Here is a 20,607-nt window from a genome sequence, read left to right as displayed (position 1 = left end):
CCTGTCACCTGTCACCTGTCACCTGTCACCTTCTTCCTGCCTTATGTGTCAACTGCTAGGAATGAACTGCAATATACCAACGGATATTTGCTTCTCCTTTGAAGGGTTTTCAGCCAGAGGAGGAAAAACCGATGAACATAGCGATGGTTGGGGGATTGCTTTTTTTGAAGATAAAGGATGTCGAATTTTCTTAGATGCCAAACCCTCCGTAGCTTCTCCACTAGCAGAGTTAGTCCGACGCTATCCCATCCACTCTACCCATGTCATAGCCCATATCCGCAAAGCTACCCAAGGTAAAATCGCCCTAGAAAACTGTCATCCCTTCCAACGGGAACTTTGGGGTAGGTATTGGGCATTTGCTCATAACGGTAATTTACCAGATTTTAATCCAGAAAATAATGGCATTTTTCAACCTGTAGGTGACACAGATAGCGAACAAGCATTTTGCTTAATTCTCAACACCTTAAGAGCTAGTTTTCCCGATGGTAAACCACCTTTAAAGTTACTTTATCCTGTATTAAGTAAAGTGACGGAAGAATTAGCATCAATAGGTGTTTTTAACTACTTGCTATCCGATGGAGAACATTTCTTTACTCACTGCTCTACCAAACTTTGTTACATTATTCGACAAGCACCATTTGCAGCTGCACACTTAATTGATGAAGAAATGACAGTTGATTTTAGTGAACTAACCACACCACGCGATCGCGTTGCCATCATTGTCACTACTCCCCTTACAGATAACGAAGTTTGGACACCAATTCCACCAGGAGAAATCTTAGTATTTCAAGATGGTTTACCACTCAACCTGCATCAATAAGAAAATGCCAAATCAGATAAATTTTCAATTACTATGTCAGGCTGTAAATATTTATCAATTATCCCTAATACCTGCTCAGTTTTGACAGGTTTGGTGATAAATTCTGTTGCTCCAAATACCTTAGAACGAACCCGATCAAAAACACCATCACTACCAGTTAGTATCACCACTGGTGTCTTAGCAAAGTAAGAAGTGCGTCTGATTTGATTACAGACTTCGTAACCATTAACAACAGGCATCATTAAATCCAAAAAAATCAAATCTGGCTTTTTCTCCATCAACATTGGTAAAGCCTCCAGAGGATTTTGAACACTCACAAACTTCATCCCATTTGCAGTAATAATTCTCTCCAACGTATTACAGACTTGGAAACTATCATCAATACAGGCTATCAGCAATGGCTTTTCTCTTTTTGCCTGTGTAGTCTGATAGTTTTTATTAACTTTGTTTCTTGGTAATGGTAAATCAGATACTTCTATCAACTCCACAATTCCTTGCTGGATATAAGGAAGTAATGAACGAGCAATAGATAACAAACTCTGGTTCATTTTACCAGCTAAATCCCAAAGAGTATGTTTACCATTGATTAATCTATCAAAGTTTTTGTACACCAATGGACTTACCTGCTGTTGGAGTTGCTCCGGTTTCCGCAAAACCGGAGATGACGAAGGAGAAATATCCCCTAATCCTGCTGCTAACCATTGTTGCCAAGCATCTTGTGTTTGTTTAACAAACATATTGGCAGTTGTAGAAATTAAGGGCGATTTTAATATAAATTCTTGGTTACGTTCGCAAGTAAAAGATGATAAATTCCTCTGTTGAGCCAGATCAAATAGAATTTCATTAATTGTATTCGCTACAATATTATTAACTTGTTCTTTATTAATTTTTTGGGTAGCATATAAATTTTCCAACAGTAGATAATCCCAGTAATCTATTAAAATACTTTCAGCATAATAATGTATATGATTCATATCCAAATGGGGACAATTTTGAGATAAATTTCTCAGCCATCGACGATAGGGATGTGTTCCTCCTGTCGCCCAAACCATCTGTCCCAGTTGATAATAAAAACTCCAGGTTTTACCTTGATGATTCTTAATTTCCAACTTGCCATTATATTGGCATTTTGTACATTTATTAAATTCTTGCAATATTTGATTTAATTCCATCACTTCATAATTGTTCATAAGTTCCTTCATAGTTCCTGAAATGCCTGTTTGATCAAATAATATTGGTAAGAATTCAGGAGCCAGGAGTCAGGAGTCAGAATGCTTATGAAATGAAGAATACTCCAGAATTGAGATTTTATCAAAATTAACAAATTTGACTAAAAAAGCCTTTATTCTCCTGACTTGGAGTATTCTCTATCCTGAATACTTACTAATATTGAATCTATCTACCTATGTACTTAGTGCTATTTCCTAAATATAGCTGTCATATTTAAATTATTTGTTTTCATGAGGAATTTCTTAAGAACTTAGGTGAGCAATTAGAACATCAAATTTAAAAATTTTTTAAAGCTCCTCCTTAAGGAAGATGACAGGCAATTTTTATTTTTTATTTAAAAAAAGTAGACGTGATTAATTAAGTTTTTTGCCAATCTGACATGATAAATTAAACTTTATTTTTACACATTCGCAAAATGCTGATTTTTCATGAAAATATTTGAAATTAATTCAGACTGTAGTCACATCCAAGGTTGTAATAACACTTGGTGCCAGCCAATTTACCACCCTGTTACTAGTAATCTACTATCCCTAAAGATTATTGATTTTTTAGCTAATGGGGGTCAGGGAAAAAGAATAAGCATTTACTCAAACTTTTTGCATTATTGGCATCATAAGGGAAATATTTAAACAAAAATGCGATCTCGAACCTGAATATATGTGATATTAATCACAGAATTTTGCCAGAAACCAGAACTTACGCACGAATCAAATAAAATTCCTTGAAGATACTTTCATCCTGAAAAGGAACAGCATTTGTGGCAAAATCACAAAACACCTTGCTCAGAAGCTAATATTTTGTTGGTGATAACACGGCCAGACGTTACGCTAACAGATGAGCTTTGCTAACGTCATAGGTTTTGTGGAGCAATACGATCATATCAGCTTGATCAGCAAATTAGCAAATTTGAAAAGGTAAAAACGATGCGACTGTCAAAAAAGTTATTTGTTACACTTCGAGATGATCCTGCGGATGCGGAAATTCCCAGTCATAAATTATTACTCCGTGCAGGTTATATTCGTCGCATCGGTAGCGGTGTTTATGCTTATCTACCCTTGATGTGGAGGGTGTTGCAGAAGGTTTCCCAAATAGTGCGGGAAGAAATGAACGCCACTGGTGCTGAAGAATGTTTGTTACCACAGTTACAACCGGCTGAGTTATGGAAGGAGTCGGGACGCTGGGATACTTATACTAAAGCTGAGGGAATCATGTTTTCCCTGATTGATAGACGGGAACAACAATTAGGACTTGGCCCCACTCACGAAGAAGTAATTACTACAGTTGCCCGTGATATGATTCGCTCATATCGGCAATTACCTCTACATTTATATCAAATTCAAACCAAGTTTCGTGATGAAATTCGTCCCCGGTTTGGGTTGATGCGCGGTAGAGAATTTATCATGAAAGATGGTTATTCTTTCCACGCTGATGAGGAAAGTTTGAAGAAAACCTACCAGGATATGTACCAAGCATATAGTAATATGTTGCGGCGTGCTGGTTTGGCTTTTCGGGCGGTAGAAGCTGATTCTGGTGCTATTGGTGGTTCTGGTTCGACAGAATTTATGGTGTTGGCAGATGCGGGAGAAGATGAAGTTCTCTATACTGAAGATGGGAAATATGCAGCGAATGTAGAGAAAGCTGTTTCCTTACCTGCGGACGCAGAAATTTCACCTTTTACCAGCTTTGAAAAACGGGAAACTCCAGGTACGGACACAATAGAAAAACTTTGTAATTTTCTCAAGTGTTCTCCTACCCAAGTTGTCAAAAACGTTTTATATCAAGCTGTCTATGATAACGGTTTGACTGTTTTGGTATTAGTAAACATTCGGGGTGATCAGGAAGTTAATGAAGTCAAATTCCAAAACGAATTGACTAAATTAGCTTCCCAATTTGGTGCTAAAACTGTCCTTTCTATCAGTGTACCCACTAATGAAATAATTGCAACCTGGTCTACAAAATCTTTACCTTTAGGTTACATTGCACCGGATTTGGGTGATGATTATATTGGTGGCAGTAAACAGATAAATTCCCAGTTTGTAAGGTTGGTTGACCAAACCGCTGTGGAGTTAAAGAATTTTGTTACTGGTGCAAATGAAAGCGGTTTTCACGTAGTTGGTGCAAATTGGGGTGAGCAATTTAAATTACCTGATTTAGTAGTAGATATTCGGAAAGCTAGGGTGGGCGATCGCTCTCTGCACGACCCAGCCCAAACCCTACAAACAGCTAGAGGTATAGAAGCTGGTCACATCTTCCAACTTGGTACAAAGTATTCCCAAGCGATGGGTGCAACTTATACCAACGAACAAGGTGAAGAAAAACCTTTAATTATGGGATGTTATGGTGTGGGAGTGTCACGGTTAGCACAATCAGCCGTGGAACAATCCTATGATAAAGATGGAATAATTTGGCCAGTAGCGATCGCACCATATCACGCCATTGTCACCATTCCTAACATTAAAGATGCTCAACAAATCGAAGTTGCGGAAAAACTTTACACCGAACTCAACAAAGCAGGTGTAGAAACATTACTCGATGACCGTGATGAACGAGCAGGTGTTAAATTCAAAGATGCGGATTTAATTGGTATTCCTTTTAGAATTGTCACCGGTCGGGCGATTGCCAATGGTAAAGTGGAAGTAGTAAAGCGGGCAAACCGTGAATCTCAAGAAATAGCGATTGAGGAAGTTGTAAATACATTACAACAGTGGGTTAAAGAAGCAATAGAAGGATAAAACTAAACTCTTGTGAGGCAGGCATTTTGCCTGCCATTGACACAGTTTAATCATCTTGTTAATCGTTAATTGATAACAAACCGGGAGGAGGAGTAATTTCAACTCGACGGGTTTCTAAATCAACTATCGGAACAATCTCCATCACAAAAGGAATTAAAACGGTTTTTCCAGCTTTATCTTCAGCAAAAGCAGGATCGAATTTTACTTCTAATAAATCATGACCTGAAGGTAATATATCCACCACTGTTCCCACAAATTGGCCAGTTTCCTGCATGAAGACTGACAATCCTAACAAGTCTATAACATGAAATTCACCATCTTCTAATTCTGGGCGATCGCTTATCGGCACAAACAACCGACAATCACGCATATTTTCCGCAGCGGTGCGATCGCTCACTCCCTCCAATTTAATCACATATAGATTCTTTCCCTCAACATACCGCCCATCTAATAACTCTATCGGTTGCGGTGCCATTTCCCCAGGACGCAATAACCAGCGGGTTCCAGGTTCTTCAAACCGTTCAGGAAAATCAGTATTAGGATACACCCGCAACTCCCCAGCTAAACCTTGAGGTGCGACAATTTTACCAATTTCCAACCAATCATCAAGATTGGGGACTGGGGACTGGGGACTGGGAACTGGGGAAGATTTTATACTTCTCTCCCCCTTTCCCTTCCTTCTCTTCTCTTGCTTCTTCTTCGTGTTCTTCGTGTCTTCGTGGTTCATTAAACCCTCTTAACTCCTACCTTTTACCTTTTACCTTCTACCTCCTGCCTTCTGCCTCCTGCCTCCTGCCTCCTGCCTTCTGCCTCCTGCCTGCTTACACACTCACAGCCGCACGTTGATAAACCTGTTCAGCCACCTTAGCTAAACGCTGCATACCAATAGTAATTTCTTCATCACTACCAGTCAGACTGATACGCAAACATTGATGCTTGTGTTCCCACTCCTCTTTTAAACCGGGGAAGAAACTACTACCAGGAACAACAATCACACCCACTTTCTTTAATTCCTGGTAGAATTCCCAATCAGTCATTGGTAAATCTTCCAACCATAACCAACCAAAAATAGCCCCTTCACCGCGATGTAAAAACCAAGGTATGTTGTGAGGCATCGCTGTTTCTAATGTACTTTCTAACACATCAAACTTGTGTTGATAAAAAGGACGAATTACACTTTCAGCGATACTTGCTAATGCACCTGATTCTATCGCACGAGCTGCGATCGCTTGACCATACCGGGAAGAATGAATCCCTGCATTAGTTTGGAAACACTCTAAAGCTTGCAGCAGATTTTCATCACCAATAGCTATCCCTATTCTTTCCCCTGGTAATCCTGCCTTGGATAAACTCATACAATGCAGAATATTCTCACCAAACACAGGTGTCATTTCCGTAAAATTCAACGCTGGGAAAGGAGGTGCATAAGCCGAATCTATTAGCACAGGCACATGAAACGGTGCAGCTAAAGCGGCGATTTTTTCAACTTCGTCATTAGTTAAAACATTACCTGTAGGGTTGCAAGGGCGAGAGAAAATCACACAACCAGTTGCTTCTGTAATCGAAAGTTGGCTAAAATCAGGACGATATTTAAAGCGGTGGTTGGCGCTATCAATATCCAGAGTAGGTTTGTAAGCAATCAAGGCTTCTGGACATAAACCAACGCCACCATAGCCAGTGTAATCAGGACTTAAAGGCAGAACAATCTGTTTTAAATCTCCATCGTTAGTATATCCACCGTAAGCATTAGCCGCATAGAAGTAAATAGTCTGACTACCAGCAGTGACCAAAATATTGCGTTCTGTTAAATTTAACCCATAACGCTGGTTAAAATCTTTGACCATTACCGAAATAAACGGCGCATAACCCTGAGATGAACCATAGCGACAAACAACTTCACCATACTCAGGACTAGCTAATAAGTCTGCTGTGCAATCCCGCCATAACTGTTCTACCTCTGGTAAAATCAGCGGGTTTCCCGCACTCAAATTATATAACTCCTGCCCCTGATTAGCTCTAAGTGTTTCATTAATATCCTTCATAATCGCTCTTACGCCAGTTAAGTTGGACATTTGAGCGCCAATTTTCGTAAGGGCAGGTTTTATCATGTTTGTTACAGACTAAATTAAAATCAAAAGTGGATAAATTACTGGATGGTTGCGGCAGCAAAAAATCTGACGCTCTTATCTAAATTGAAACCAGTGAATGAGATTGTAACAAAATCATGGTAATTTGAACAATCTTATACCCATTCTTTGTAACCTTATTTTCATGGATATTGTCAAGTTTACTTTGAATTTTCCAAATCAAATAGGAATCTGGACAAGTGACAATACTGAATGATGACTAATACTTCCTTGATATTACAAGCCCTCATCCAAAATCTTGTTAGAGGATGACATCAAACTACCAGTTTCAGGACTGAAAAAAGGGCAGGTATTCAACCCACCCTCAACACAACTCGTAAGTTGTAATTATCATCAGGAATTAATTTCCAATTATTGGCGCATTCAAAGACACAGTTTCTACCGCTTTTGCTGCTGTCAAAGTTGGGACAGAATCACGCAATCTTGCTGTTAATTGTACTGTTGTAGCGTCGTACATTTGTGTTAGCAACTTGGGATAAAAACCAATTCCGATAATTGGTATCAACAAACAAGCAATGATAAAGACTTCGCGGGGTTCAGCATCAATCAAAGCTTGGTGAGAAACTAACTCTTCGTTTTCTTGACCGTAGAAAATTTCTCGCAACATGGAAAGTAGATAAATTGGCGTTAAAATTACACCAACCGCCATTAAGAAAATGATGATGACTTTAAATGTAGGGTTATAAGCATCGCTAGTAGCAAAGCCCACAAACACCATTAATTCTGCCACAAAACCACTCATTCCTGGCAACGCTAAAGAAGCCATTGAACAGGTGGTAAACATAGCGAAAATCTTCCGCATCTTCTTACCAACACCACCCATTTCATCTAACATCAGGGTGTGTGTCCGGTCATAAGTTGCACCGACTAAAAAGAACAAACTCGCCCCAATTAATCCATGAGAAACCATTTGTAACATTGCCCCGCTTAAACCCAAATCGGTGAAGGAGGCAATACCAATCAGAACAAAGCCCATGTGGGAAATAGAAGAGTAGGCAATTTTCCGTTTTAAGTTCCTTTGGGCAAAGGACGTTAAAGCCGCGTAGATGATATTTACTACCCCCAAAACCACTAATGCGGGTGCAATATAAGCGTGGGCATCAGGCAACATTTGGGCATTCATGCGAATTAAGGCATAACCACCCATTTTTAGCAAAATACCAGCTAGTAACATATGCACAGGCGCTGTAGCTTCACCGTGGGCATCAGGTAGCCAGGTATGGAGGGGAATAATAGGCAACTTGACAGCGTAGGCAATCAGGAAACCAGCGTACAGTAAAAGTTGTAAATTTAGTCCAAAATCTTTTAATGCGAGCGATCGCATATCAAAAGTCACTGTATCACCATAAAATCCCATTGTCAGGGCAGACAACAAGATAAACAGCGAACCACCCGCCGTATATAAAATAAACTTCGTTGCTGCATATTGGCGTTTTTTACCACCCCAAATTGACAACAGGAAGTAAATTGGTACAAGTTCCAGTTCCCACACCAGGAAAAATAACAGCATATCCTGGACAGCGAACACAGCAATCTGACCGCCATACATGGCCAAAATCAAGAAATAAAATAATTTCGGCTTCAGCGTTACAGGCCAAGCGGCTAAAACTGCCAGAGTGGTAATGAACCCAGTTAGCAAAATCAGGGGCATAGACAAGCCATCAGCACCCACTGACCAGTTTAAACCCAACTGCGGAACCCAGGGATAACTCTCCACCAGTTGCAAATCGGGATTAGAGAAATCGTAACCAGTATAAAAAGCATAAACAATCAGCGCGAAATCTATCAGCCCTACAATCAGGGAATACCAGCGCACTGTTTTGCCATCTTTATCTGGGATGATAGGAAGTAGTAGTGACGCGGCTATTGGGAACAAAATAATCGTCGTCAGCCACGGAAAATTAGCTATATTCATCACAATCAGTCAGCAATTAAAATCATGTTTGGCAAAAAGTCACAGTTAATAACTAACAGCTTTTTGGCAATTTTGCCTTCATTGTTAGGTTGATTTAATTAAATTGGCAATACCCCACCCTCCCAGATGCACCAGTAGACCGCTTCTTGTTGTGCATCTACCAGGTAAACTGCCCGCCAATTGGCTCAAATTGAGCAATTATGGCATCTGTAGGACATTAAATGGCAAATTTGTCAGAATCAGGATGTCCAGGATTAAAGGATTTATTAAGATGATCTTTTTCCAGAGTTAAATGTTATACAATCTCTGTACCATTAGCTTGATGACTTTTCACAGTCTATCCTCGACGATAAGCTTGGTAATGTTTTCCACATACACCACCTGTAAAATTGTATTCTGGAAGCATGAGGAAGAAATAGCGATTAACCCTGATGAAGTTTGGGGAAATATCCGTGATTATGTTCCAGGACGTGAGGTAATTTTGTGATTCGCTTTTTATCTAAAATCTTGATGGGTTGGGTAGAATGAAATGCAGAAAAACATTAATCATCTACCTCAACACTATTATTTATTGCTGCTGATTTTGTTGCAACCAGTTGATTAAATCATCAACAGCAGTAAAATCTAATAAAGCTTCTCCCAGAGATTCTAACTGATCAATAGATAATTCAGTAATTGCTTGCTGAATATCTTCGGAAATTTCTCCGACACGTTTTTTGAGTTGTTTCAAAACTAAATTTTGCTCACCTTTTTCATAACCAATGCGTTCACCGGTGGTAACATAAGTCATAGTGATCTCCTGTTCAAAGGCTTTAAATTCTTCCCAAAATTCCCTTTCTAATGGTTTTGGTAATAACATTACCCAATCTATAAAACGGTAAAGGTTACGGATATCTTTTTCCTGTAAACCTCGTTCATACAGTTTTCTAATGAGTTGAAATTTCCAGTTTTTCCTTTCCTGTGGTTTTTTAGTTGTTGCTTGGGTTTTGAGATGTGCCATTACCACTATAGCAAAAGGGTTATTACTCCTTTCCAACTCTTCCCAGCGATTTTGATAGTCTAATAATTTAACTATCCCAAACTCAAAGTTTAATTTGGTGTGAGGATAATTATAACTATATACCGTCGGTCGCCATTGAGGATCTGTATCACATAAAATTGCTAAACTAATGGCAGGTTTACCAAAACGGTCAAAAATGCGAAAGTTATAGGTAAACATCCTTTGAGGAAAGATGTCTTCTGATGTACCTTGTACTTCCAAATGGATAAATAGCCAAATTTCGCCACCTTTTTTAGCGAACACTTTTACTAACTTATCAGCGTATCTTCTTCCTTGTTCTGCATTACGGGATATTTGTTGAAATTCCTTATCGAGAAATTCATAGGGTTTATTCCAGTCAATTAATGCAGATGTTTCTGGGAAGAAAAATTCGATAGCTTGGGGAAGATATGCTTCTAATATTTCTTTCCAGGGACTATCTTGATCTGATCTTTCTGGTTTTTTTGTCATGGTTGACTTGGTAGATGATATATTTGTAATATCATATTTGTCAGAATCAGGATTTACAGGATTAGAGGATTTACAGTATGTTTAATATATCAAGAATTATTGAACGCAGATAAACACAGATGATAAAAGATAAATTAATGGATTTATTAATAAATAAAGCACTATAAAAAATCTTCAAAATTGCTATAATAGAAACATTCTCGCAAGATTATATCATGCTAACAGTAAACATTGATGATATTCAAGAAAACCTCGCCAGTTATCTTCACCAAGTAGCAGCAGGAGAAAGCATAATTATCATCCAAGCTGGTAAACCAATAGCAGAAATAAAACCTGTTTCCCCCACATCTCCAAAACTCAGACCTTATGGTTTATGTACAGGAGAATTTACAGTTCCAGATGATTTTGATGCTCCCTTACCGGAAGACATTTTGAATAGCTTCGAGGGTAAATGAAATTATTATTAGATACCCATATTTTCCTATGGTTTATTAGCGGTGATGCAAAATTACCAATTCATTTACAAAATAGTATTCGTGATTTAATTTAAGTTGTGTTTCAGTCTGGGAAGCAACCGTAAAATATCAATTAGGTAAATTACCATTACCAGCATCACCAGAAATTTATCTTCCTAAACAGCGTCAACAGCATTTTATTAGTAGTCTTATTTTAGACGAAGAAAGTATTAGTCAACTCGTAACTTTGCCCTTGTTACATCGTGATCCTTTTGATAGGATTTTAATTTGTCAAGCATTGCAAAATAACATGACAATTGTAACTTTAGATTCAGCTATTCATGCCTATTCTGTCAATTTTTTATATTAGTTATATAGGTTGAAAAACAAAACTCAATATCTTTTTGAGAATAAATTATTTTGTCATAATCAGGATATCCAGGATTTTAGGATTTACAGGATGTTGTATGATCATCAGTTATTTACAAAGATTGCATTTCTATTTGTGTTTCTGTTTGAATTTCTGTTTCAATTTGAGCCTCAACTATTTGGGTATAAATAGGAATATCAGCTTGTATTGCTTCAAAACTCACAACTAGAGAATATGGAACATCAGCATAAGGATCATTATTCCATCCTTCATGTCCTACGACTCCAATACAAAATGCGTCTGTGAGTTCAAATGAATTAACGATAGTCCAATCTTTTTGGATAGTTCCTGCACTTCTAGAAACACCATCTATTTTTCCGTGGTTTTTTGACCTTTTCCCAAGGGTCCATTGAAAAACTTTGTCTCCTTTTTCAGAATCTTTTGGAGTATCATCCTCTTTCAAAATTCTTTCTAGAAACTTATCTGTATCTTCTCCTTTTTTACTACAGTCCCAATCCAGCCAAGTTGAAAGATATTTTCGGCGATTTCTGCGGGTTCGGCGTGGTTGTGCTTTGTAAGATAAAGTAACTTCTACAAGAATCTTAAAATTCTCTCCTGGAGAACGTAATTTTTCTGGAAGTTTTACTTGGTAAACATGAGCTTGTTTAGCCACAATTCGTCGTTCCCCCGTTGTCATTAAAGTAACTCTATTGGGAGAATTACCTAAAGCACGATCAACATTAGGAATGCCATAACCAATTTGCCTAATTACGTGCAATTTATTAACATCTTCTGCCATTGCCCATTCTGGCCATCTAGCTGATTGTACTATTAATGCACGATAAAGAAGACAACTTTCATTGGGTAACTCTGCTGCTAGACGTGCAGCAATATGACTTACTTTTGGTGCAGCAAATGAAGTACCAACTTTATCACAACCAATTGCTGGACCACCATATAAGGTTGATCTTACTAATTCGGGAGCTACATCTTTATGGAGAATAATATTAGGTGGTGTACCTTCATCCATTACTAAATCACCACCATATTCAACTACTTCTGGTTTAATAGTATTCCAAATCCCAAAACCAGAACATGAAAAAGCTGAGGGTTGATCCCTTTGTGCAATAGAAGAATAAGGTGGTACATGATAAGAATTTAAGGCAATTGAACCAACTGTTAAAGCTTGAAAACTTTGTGCAGGATTAGCTATTCTACATGAATTTTCTAGTAGATAATCTGGGTATAGCCTATCTGCTGAAAGATGTTCTCTAATAGACAATCTTGTAACAGGTTTATGGGGATAAGGAACACTAGGTAAATTACCTGCTGCTACAATTACAAGGATATCTTTATGCCATGTTAAATTATCAATAGTTGATGCCCATGCACTCATATATCTAGTAAGACATGGAGATTGTCCAGTTATAGAGTGATTAAAAATTCTCGTTGATGTTAAGTCATGATAAAACTCCACTATATTTTCTAATAAATGAGGTGGAAATACTTGAATAGGTAGGTAGCAATCAGCATCAAGAACCCTAGCATTCTGTATCCAGCAAATAGCCAGGGGAAACGCATCTAATTTATTTTGACAAAATGTAACTTATGTGAATACAAAAAAGGGTAACACTAGTAAGTTGGTATCAAGTCAATAAACACATATGAAAAAATTTGATGGTAAATTTCGTTTATAGAAGAATCAATAAAATGGGGTGAAGTGGTATTCTCTTTTTAATTCAAAGAGAAAAAACCCGAAAATGAAGCTATCACCAAAAATCACAATAGTAGATCACTTTAAAGATTTAGAAGATAAAAGAGTTGAACGGACAAAAAAGCATAAATTAATTGATATAGTCACCATTGCGATTTGTGCAGTAATATGTGGAGCAGATAGTTGGGTATTGATGGAGACTTATGGAAAAAAGAAAGAAAAATGGCTAAAACAATTTTTAGAACTACCAAATGGAATTCCCTCCCATGATACATTTGCCAGAGTATTTGCGAGAATAGACCCACAACAATTACAGAATAGTTTTTTGAGTTGGATAAAATCAATAAATAAAATTACCCAGGGAGAAGTAATAGCAATAGACGGTAAAACGTTAAGGCATTCATATGATAAAGGATAAAGGTGCTATTCACATGGTGAGTGCATGGGCAACCACTAATCGTCTAGTATTAGGACAATGTAAGGTAGATGAAAAATCAAATGAAATAACAGCAATACCAGAATTAATCAAAGTATTAGATATAGCCGGATGTATAGTAACAATTGATGCAATGGGGTGTCAAAAAGAGATAGTAAAATCAATTGTAGATAAATCAGGTGAATATGTTATTGCACTAAAAAAGAATCAAGGTAATTTATATAAAAACGTAGAAGAAATTTTCAAAGAGGCTATAACCAAAGGGTTTGAGGGATTCAAATGTAGTGATTTTCATACAAAGCAAGACGAACATGGAAGAGAAGAAATACGTCATTATCTGATGTTATCAGACATTCAAGAAAGAATAGATACAGGCAAAAAATGGATAAACCTTCAAAGTGTAGGAATGGTAGAATATATACGAAAAGTCAATGGAAAAACAAAAGTTGAAACCCGTTATTATATTAGTAGTTTGACAGATAATGAAATTATTATTAGAGAATCAGTGAGAAGCCATTGGGGTATAGAAAACTCATTACATTGGGTCTTGGATGTAGCGTTGAGAGAAGATGATTGTAGAATAAGAAAGGATAATGCACCACAAAATTTTGCCGTTCTACGTCATATAGCAGTAAATGCAGTAAGAAAAGAAAAAAGCCAAAAACTAGGAATTAAAAATAAGCAGATTTGTGCAGGATGGGATAATGAATATTTAGAGAAGATTTTAGAATGTATCTGATAAAAATCAGAATATTTAGATAAACATAAATAATTTATTCTCACCAGATTCTCAAAAGAATCTAGATTTGTGATGTCAAAAATCTAGATATTCAGACAATTAATATATAGAAAAGAACAAAATTAACTCATTATTGAAAATAACTAATTACTCTAAATTTATTAAAATCTTAGGATATTAATAAAGGACTTAATCAGCATTTCAATTCCATTAATGAGAACTCCACAAAAAAGATGATCAATAGCTATACTGGTTTAGCAAAAATTTCAACAAACCATTTTTTGAGATGGGGGAGGCGGTGAATCTGTGTTTCAATTTCTGCCATAGCTTCTGTTGTGAGTTTAACTCCTGTGGAATAAACTTTTTCTACCAATGTAACAACCGGGTTTTTTCCCTGAAATCTAAGAGTCTGAGCAAAATTTAGTACAGTTTCAACTGTATCAAGTAAACTACCATTCCAATGCTGTTCTAACCAACCAAAACAACGTTCTATCGGGTTATATTTACTATGATAAGGCGGATAATAAGCAAGTTGTAACGTCAGTTGAGATGATGTACCAAAATCTACGATCCGCTTCATAAACTGAGTGCGACGAGAATGATTTTCATATCCATTATCCTGATTAATTACCAGTTTTTGAATATGAGCAAATCTGTGTTTAACACTCTGCCACCAGCTTTCAAGCAAGTCAACAATACAATCAGCGGTTAATTTAGAAGCAACGAAGAATAAAATAACTCGTTGTACTCAGGAATAAAAATGCCGTAGGGAATTAGAGTTGTTTCGGTCGGGAAGTCATGGTCTATTGAAATAGTTGGCATCCGAGTTTTACCACCTCGGTCAAATTCTCCAACCTTAACTGCTACCTTTGCATCAATGGAAATCCGCAGAGTATGAGGGTCATTATCAGCTTCACTATTAAGAAGCTCAACTTGTTCAAAAATTGCTTCTGTTTCGGGAATTTTCTTGATAGGCTTGGTTTTAAGAACTCGTTTTAATGTATAACCCAATTCATTCAATCGTCGTCGAATTGTCTCTGATGAAGGTAGTTCTTCATCACTGTAACCAAATTGTTCAATTAGTTGACGACGTACTTCACTTGCAGTCATTCGCGTATATAATCGGATACTCTTAAAGCTAGGGTCTGTTTGACTGTGTGGGTCTACTAACGATTTCATATCCTCTAATAAGTTTGGTAATTTTGTTTCCACCCGCTTCCGTCCACTACGCCGAAACCATCAATAAACGGCTTACCACTCTCCAATTCCTGCATCCCTTTCCGAATTGTGCGTCTATTCCATCCCAACTCTCTTTCTACTAAAGTTTGTCCACCTATTCCCAATCCTTTGACCACTTCTGCCATGAATTGTCTTCGGTCGCTTCCCTTGAGTTTTTTGGCTGTTTTGATGTACAGAGATTTGAGGTTCTCTGTTAGTTGAATGATAGATTTTGGATACATGAGGTAGGCTACACACTGAAATTATCTTCTTTCATCATAGGATCAATCATTCTGTGGAGTTCTCTTATTATGTTTTTCTCTGTCTAGATACACTAATATGACATTTTGTCAATATAATTTAGATGCGTTTCCCCTGAGCAAATAGCTTTCTCTTTACCACTACGAGGTATTTTCCTCGGATAAAGCAATGCACCAGCTACCCTCGTTCCATGTCCGCCATTTTTAACATAATCAGGAGTTTTACCAGTTTCACTGGGAACCCAAGAAGTTGAATTTTGTGAATCAATTGCTACCTTTAATAAACAATGCATTTCTTGAATACCACTATCTATAATGCATACTTTTGGAGCATTAGAATCTGCTGCTTCCAGTTGAAAATTTTGACTACTAGAATCAGGTGATTCTTCCTGATTGAGCATTTCGGAAAACTGATCTGGTGAACTAATTTCAAAAATGTAGGGATAATTCTCTATTAAATCTTTTAGTCCTTTACCTGAAATTTGAATTCTACATGAAAAACTATCAGGTAAGCGAACTGTACCAAGTTCACCACCTTGCTCTTGAAAACCTTTAATAATCTTGCCTTTATAAAATTGAATAATCTTCTCTTCAAATTCATCTTGTCTTTCCCAAGACAAATTTTCCCATTCTTGTTCTGTTAACTCACGTTTAGGAATCCAATTATTAACTTTTTTTGTAAAACTCTCATCAGTATCATAAGGTTGTCGTTTGGGATAATTAGGTAATTTTGTTGCAGTCCCTACACAAGCAACACCTACATCAACAGTATAAATCTGTTCTTCTTTTATTGGAAGCCAATTTTCATATAATTCAGCAAATAAAGTAGGAGAAAGAATTAATTCTGGCTTTTTTTTACCATCTATTATTTCCCAAATTTCGGCAACTTTATTACCCCCATACTCCTGATTTATAAATTTTTCTATTTTTTTCTGGAGTTCACTAAGTTCTATATCTGCTGATGCGCCAATAATATATCCATCTTCTGTATCAGCAATCAATTCAATGCCAAATGCTTTCAAACCATCTGGATCAAAAGAAGCAGGATCAATCTGTAAAATAATACGTCTAGATTTAAACTGCGTATGTTCTTCTTGTGGTTTTTCTTGAGTATCCTGCTGCCAATCAAAAATCACGGATTCAAGCGAACCCTTTAATTTACTTCCATGCCCCTGCCGATTACTAAGATTAGTAATTGTTTGGGGACTCTTTGTGCTACGACCTCGCAGTACAGCACGTCCTTCTGTTGTGAATTTTAGCTCAATATGTGGAAAACCCTGAGAACTTTCAACCATTTTTTACCCCAAACACCAAAAACTGAATTTGCAAAAAACTATGAAACCTTGATTTCTGCGATCGCTTCTTCCAAGTGTTCCTGAATCACTAACTCCTCTCGCTCAAGGATTGCTCGTTTAGCCGCATCTTGTGCAACCCTCACAGCTTGAGCCGCAGAAAAATCTCTCATCTGCTCAATGATTCTTGGCCAGTTGATAGATCCCACTTCAATTGCAGATAGTGTTTCCTTCAGTATAAATTCTAGCTCCTGTTCTCCCGGTTTGGGTACTGCTATTACATCATCAAATCTTCTCCACAAAGCAGTATCTAAAGATTTATTTAAATTTGTAGCCGCTACCAAAAGACCAGAAGATTGTTGATATTCATCCAAGATTTGCAAAAATGTATTTACAACTCGCTTAATTTCTCCCACTTCTTGAGAATCTTCTCGTGTTTTAGCAATCGAGTCACATTCATCAAGAAACAACAAACATGGACTTTTTGAAGCATCCTCAAATACAAGTCTTAAATTGCTGGCAGTCTCGCCTAAAAAAGACGAAACCATTGCATCAAAACGTACTTTTAAAAGTGGTAAACCTGTATTCCAAGCTAAACGCTCTGCTCCTAATGTTTTTCCACAACCAGGCGGTCCATAAAGGAGAATTTTTTGCCGATAACGCAGTCCATGATGAGCTAGTCTATCTCTTGCTGCATATTCACGCTCAATTCTTTGAAAACGCTTCTCAATTTTTTCAGGCAATACCATGTAATGACGTAGTTTATCCCTTGATATAGTCGTTACCAAGGGAAGATTAAAACGCTTACTAGTTGGTAATTCGCTTAAACCGTGTAAGTTTTCTGGTATTGTTCGCGTAGTATCTGGAAGAGAGGAAACAGGTTTGATAAAGTCGGGAGCTTGTTCCTTGGATTTCTTTTTAGTAATATTCTCTAATTGGTCAGCAAGAAGAGTATGTCCTTTGCTGCGTTCTTCTTCTATAACTAAATATGTTAGTTTATCAATCGCTTCTTGGTCTGAACTAGCGATCGCTCTAAAAAATCTTTTGAGAAGCTCTCCTTTCATATTGCCTCTCTCCGTGACGACAAAAATAGAAGTTTCTTATTTATGTAGTACAATTATACTTTATGACTTAGTGCATCACAAATTATATCCTGATTATCCTACCTGTGATGATTGTATTAAGTCTTGCAAATTTAATGAATAGATGGATGGGGTTTTCATAAGGCAGATAAAAATAAACCTATATGTATACAAAATTACCCATCTTCTTCCTTCTTCTTCCCCTCTTGCCTTCGCGTCCTTCGCGTCTTCGCGGTTCATTAACTCTGCGTCTCTGCGTGCAAAAAAACAATCTAGGGGCGGACAAACCGCCCCCATTAAAATCAGGTAACACCAAAAACAATCACCAAGCCCAAAACAGCCCCAAAAACGATTAAGGCATAGAATTGAACCCGACCGCTTTCTAGGTATTTCAAACCTTCACCACTAACCAAAGTAAAGAAACCAGTTAAATTGACTGCACCATCAACAACGCGGAAATCAACTTCCATCACTTGTCTAGCAACACGACGCAAACCAAGTACAAACACACGATAATAAATATCGTCAAAGTACCACTTGTTCAACGATAACTCATACAGTGGTTTGATTTTGGATGCGATCGCAGCAGGGTCAATTTTCCGGGCTAAATACATCAGCACCGCCAAAGTAATACCCACAACAGAAATAGCCACAGAACTACCCGCCATGATGTAAAACTCATGGGGGTCAAATTCCGCAGCCTTTTCCATTACTTCCGCTAAAGTTTCATTGGGAGAGTAGATAAACTGCTCAAAATAATTGGCGTAGGGAGTACCCACCAAACCAATTAAAATTGAAGGTACAGCCAACACCAATAACGGTAGAGTCATCGTCCAAGGAGACTCATGAGGAGAATGGCTGTGTCCGTGGGAGTCGTGAGAGTGACTATCCAGTTCGCCTTTTTTCATCGCCCCAGGGCCAAAGTTAGGCGCTAATTCCACAGCACCTAATTTTTCAGCAGCCGCAGCCGCAGCATTTTTGAGTTGGGTTTTGATTTTTTCATCATTACCCCGGAATTTGCCTTCAAATGTCGAGAAATACATTCTAAACATATAGAAAGCGGTAATTCCGGCTGTTAACCAACCAATAAACCACAGTAGGGGGTTAGCTGCAAAAGCCGCACCGAGAATTTCATCTTTTGACCAAAAACCAGCAAAGGGAGGAATCCCGGAAATTGCCAAACAACCAATTAAGAAGGTGATACCGGTGGCGGGCATATATTTCCGCAGTCCACCCATTAAGCGCATATCCTGCGCCAAAACGGCATCATGGCCAACCACGCCTTCCATACCGTGAATTACCGAACCTGAACCCAAGAATAGCATCGCCTTAAAATAGGCGTGGGTCATGAGGTGGAATAATCCTGCACTGTAAGCGCCTACTCCCATAGCCATTACCATGTAACCGAGTTGGGAAATGGTGGAGTAAGCCAAGCCCTTTTTGATATCGTTTTGGGTAATAGCGATAGTAGCACCTAAAAATGCTGTAAATGCCCCGGTGAAGGCGATCACGTTCATAGCTGCGGGAACGTTTTCAAACACTGGGTACATCCGCGCAATCAGGAATACACCTGCTGCTACCATTGTCGCCGCGTGGATGAGGGCAGAAATGGGTGTAGGACCTTCCATTGCATCTGGTAGCCAGACGTGGAGGGGAAATTGGGCTGATTTGGCAACTGGACCAAGGAAGACTAAAATCGCTAACAGGATGGCGAGGAAATTGCTCACAGAACCGGTTTCTACCAGTTCAGCTAGGCGATCGCCCATAATCATGAAATCAAAGCTGCCTGTTGCCCAAAATAGCCCCAGAATGCCGAGTAATAAGCCAAAGTCACCAACGCGGTTAGTGACAAATGCCTTTTGACAAGCATCTGCTGCGGCTTTGCGATCGTACCAAAAACCAACCAGGAGGTAGGAACACATCCCTACTAATTCCCAGAAGATATAAATTTGTACTAGGTTGGGACTGACCACCAAACCTAACATTGAAGAGCCAAACAAGCTGAGATAGGCGTAAAATCGCACATAACCAGGGTCATGCGCCATGTAGCCATCAGTGTAAATCATCACTAAAAAGGCTACCGTTGTCACAATCACCAGCATCAGGGCTGTTAGGTGATCGATAGTGTAGCCCATTGTCAGATGAAAATTCCCTGCTGCTGCCCATTCCAGCGTGCGGAGATAAGGCTCATGTCCTTGAAATTGACTCCACAGCAAGGCCAACGACAGTCCCATAGCTGCTCCCATGAGGGAGATAATTACCACAGCGTTAAGCTGTCGCAGGCGATTTGTCACCTGATTTATTGAGATTAGCCCTAGACCGACCAGCATTGCTCCCAAGAGAGGTAATACTGGAATCAGCCAGGCATACTGATAGATTGCTTCCATCACTGACGCCTACTTTTAGAATTCTTGACAAGTTTAGGACAGTGCTGTACAAGTTTCTTCCACGGGCAACTGTCCAGAGTGGAACTATTAATAATTGTGACAGCTATAATTTTATTGGATCAATCAGGATAAACCAAATAAACCTCATTTCACACGAACAACAAACAAATGATGTCGGCCTGATTGATCATAAAATACCCCACCCAGTCAGATTTGGGTGAGGTGTTAAGCATGGTTTTATATTTGGGGACTGGGGGATTGGGTACTCGGTACTCGGTACTGGGAAGAAAAACCTCCCTC

The 20,607-nt window shown here is 38.3% G+C and carries 13 protein-coding genes and 2 pseudogenes; 5 read left to right on the top strand and 10 right to left on the bottom strand.

All coding sequences use genetic code 11. From position 1 onward, the window contains the following. The first annotated feature begins 43 nt into the window (after positions 1-43). Positions 44-820, top strand: coding sequence for a class II glutamine amidotransferase (locus tag ACLLO5_RS15485; protein ID WP_413171398.1), 777 nt, complete (start codon positions 44-46; stop codon positions 818-820). On the opposite strand, the gene ACLLO5_RS15480 is transcribed toward ACLLO5_RS15485, so the two are convergent. Continuing rightward, complete coding sequence (locus ACLLO5_RS15480) at positions 814-2,010, bottom strand: response regulator (protein WP_413171397.1); 1,197 nt, start codon at positions 2,008-2,010, stop codon at positions 814-816. The genes ACLLO5_RS15485 and ACLLO5_RS15480 overlap by 7 nt on opposite strands. 963 nt (positions 2,011-2,973) lie before the next feature. Here ACLLO5_RS15480 and proS point away from each other — a divergent pair. Further along, positions 2,974-4,782 carry a proline--tRNA ligase gene (gene proS / locus ACLLO5_RS15475; RefSeq protein ID WP_413171396.1) on the top strand — a complete coding sequence of 603 codons (1,809 nt, stop codon included), beginning with the start codon at positions 2,974-2,976 and terminating at the stop codon, positions 4,780-4,782. Positions 4,783-4,840: 58 nt separating this feature from the next. Here proS and rimM read toward each other — a convergent pair whose 3' ends face one another. The 3 genes from rimM to ndhD1 form a co-directional block, all read right to left on the bottom strand. Then, a complete protein-coding gene (gene rimM, locus ACLLO5_RS15470) occupies positions 4,841-5,509 on the bottom strand; it encodes a ribosome maturation factor RimM (protein WP_413171395.1) in 669 nt (222 codons plus the stop codon). Positions 5,510-5,603: 94 nt separating this feature from the next. Next, complete coding sequence (locus ACLLO5_RS15465) at positions 5,604-6,887, bottom strand: valine--pyruvate transaminase (RefSeq protein ID WP_413176101.1); 1,284 nt, start codon at positions 6,885-6,887, stop codon at positions 5,604-5,606. Between the two features lie 382 nt (positions 6,888-7,269). Continuing rightward, the gene (gene ndhD1 / locus ACLLO5_RS15460) at positions 7,270-8,838 is read right to left on the bottom strand and encodes a photosynthetic/respiratory NAD(P)H-quinone oxidoreductase subunit D1 (RefSeq protein ID WP_413176100.1); all 1,569 of its coding nucleotides are present in this window, start codon (positions 8,836-8,838) and stop codon (positions 7,270-7,272) included. A 367-nt stretch (positions 8,839-9,205) separates the two neighbouring features. Between ndhD1 and ACLLO5_RS15455 the strand changes: the two genes are divergently transcribed. Then, positions 9,206-9,331: a hypothetical protein gene (locus ACLLO5_RS15455; protein WP_413171394.1), complete on the top strand. Its 126-nt coding sequence runs from the start codon at positions 9,206-9,208 to the stop codon at positions 9,329-9,331. Positions 9,332-9,412: 81 nt separating this feature from the next. Here ACLLO5_RS15455 and ACLLO5_RS15450 read toward each other — a convergent pair whose 3' ends face one another. Beyond that, entirely contained in the window at positions 9,413-10,354 is a 942-nt protein-coding gene (locus ACLLO5_RS15450; protein WP_413171393.1) for a DUF4351 domain-containing protein, read from the bottom strand. Positions 10,355-10,569: 215 nt separating this feature from the next. Between ACLLO5_RS15450 and ACLLO5_RS15445 the strand changes: the two genes are divergently transcribed. After that, a complete protein-coding gene (locus ACLLO5_RS15445) occupies positions 10,570-10,809 on the top strand; it encodes a type II toxin-antitoxin system Phd/YefM family antitoxin (RefSeq protein WP_413171392.1) in 240 nt (79 codons plus the stop codon). Positions 10,810-11,291: 482 nt separating this feature from the next. On the opposite strand, the gene ACLLO5_RS15440 is transcribed toward ACLLO5_RS15445, so the two are convergent. After that, complete coding sequence (locus tag ACLLO5_RS15440) at positions 11,292-12,656, bottom strand: S8 family peptidase (RefSeq protein ID WP_413171391.1); 1,365 nt, start codon at positions 12,654-12,656, stop codon at positions 11,292-11,294. Between the two features lie 283 nt (positions 12,657-12,939). Between ACLLO5_RS15440 and ACLLO5_RS15435 the strand changes: the two are divergent. After that, positions 12,940-14,068: pseudogene (locus tag ACLLO5_RS15435) on the top strand (ISAs1 family transposase). Between the two features lie 244 nt (positions 14,069-14,312). Here the strand turns inward: ACLLO5_RS15435 and ACLLO5_RS15430 are convergent. The 4 genes and pseudogenes from ACLLO5_RS15430 to ACLLO5_RS15415 all read right to left on the bottom strand — a co-directional run bounded on the left by ACLLO5_RS15430 (position 14,313) and on the right by ACLLO5_RS15415 (position 20,307). Further along, positions 14,313-15,510, bottom strand: a pseudogene (locus tag ACLLO5_RS15430) (ISAzo13 family transposase). 110 nt (positions 15,511-15,620) lie between these two features. Further along, entirely contained in the window at positions 15,621-16,682 is a 1,062-nt protein-coding gene (locus tag ACLLO5_RS15425; RefSeq protein WP_413171390.1) for a S8 family serine peptidase, read from the bottom strand. A gap of 197 nt (positions 16,683-16,879) precedes the next feature. Continuing rightward, a complete protein-coding gene (locus ACLLO5_RS15420; RefSeq protein ID WP_413171389.1) occupies positions 16,880-17,902 on the bottom strand; it encodes an ATP-binding protein in 1,023 nt (340 codons plus the stop codon). Positions 17,903-18,222: 320 nt separating this feature from the next. Beyond that, positions 18,223-20,307, bottom strand: coding sequence for an NAD(P)H-quinone oxidoreductase subunit 5 (locus ACLLO5_RS15415; protein ID WP_413171388.1), 2,085 nt, complete (start codon positions 20,305-20,307; stop codon positions 18,223-18,225). Positions 20,308-20,607: the final 300 nt, after the last annotated feature.

It is taken from the genome of Anabaena azotica SJ-1, from assembly GCF_047275885.1.
GTDB lineage: Bacteria > Cyanobacteriota > Cyanobacteriia > Cyanobacteriales > Nostocaceae > Trichormus_B > Trichormus_B azotica_A.
Note: the sequence above shows the minus strand (reverse complement) of the source record. Positions and strands in the feature narration are given on the sequence as shown.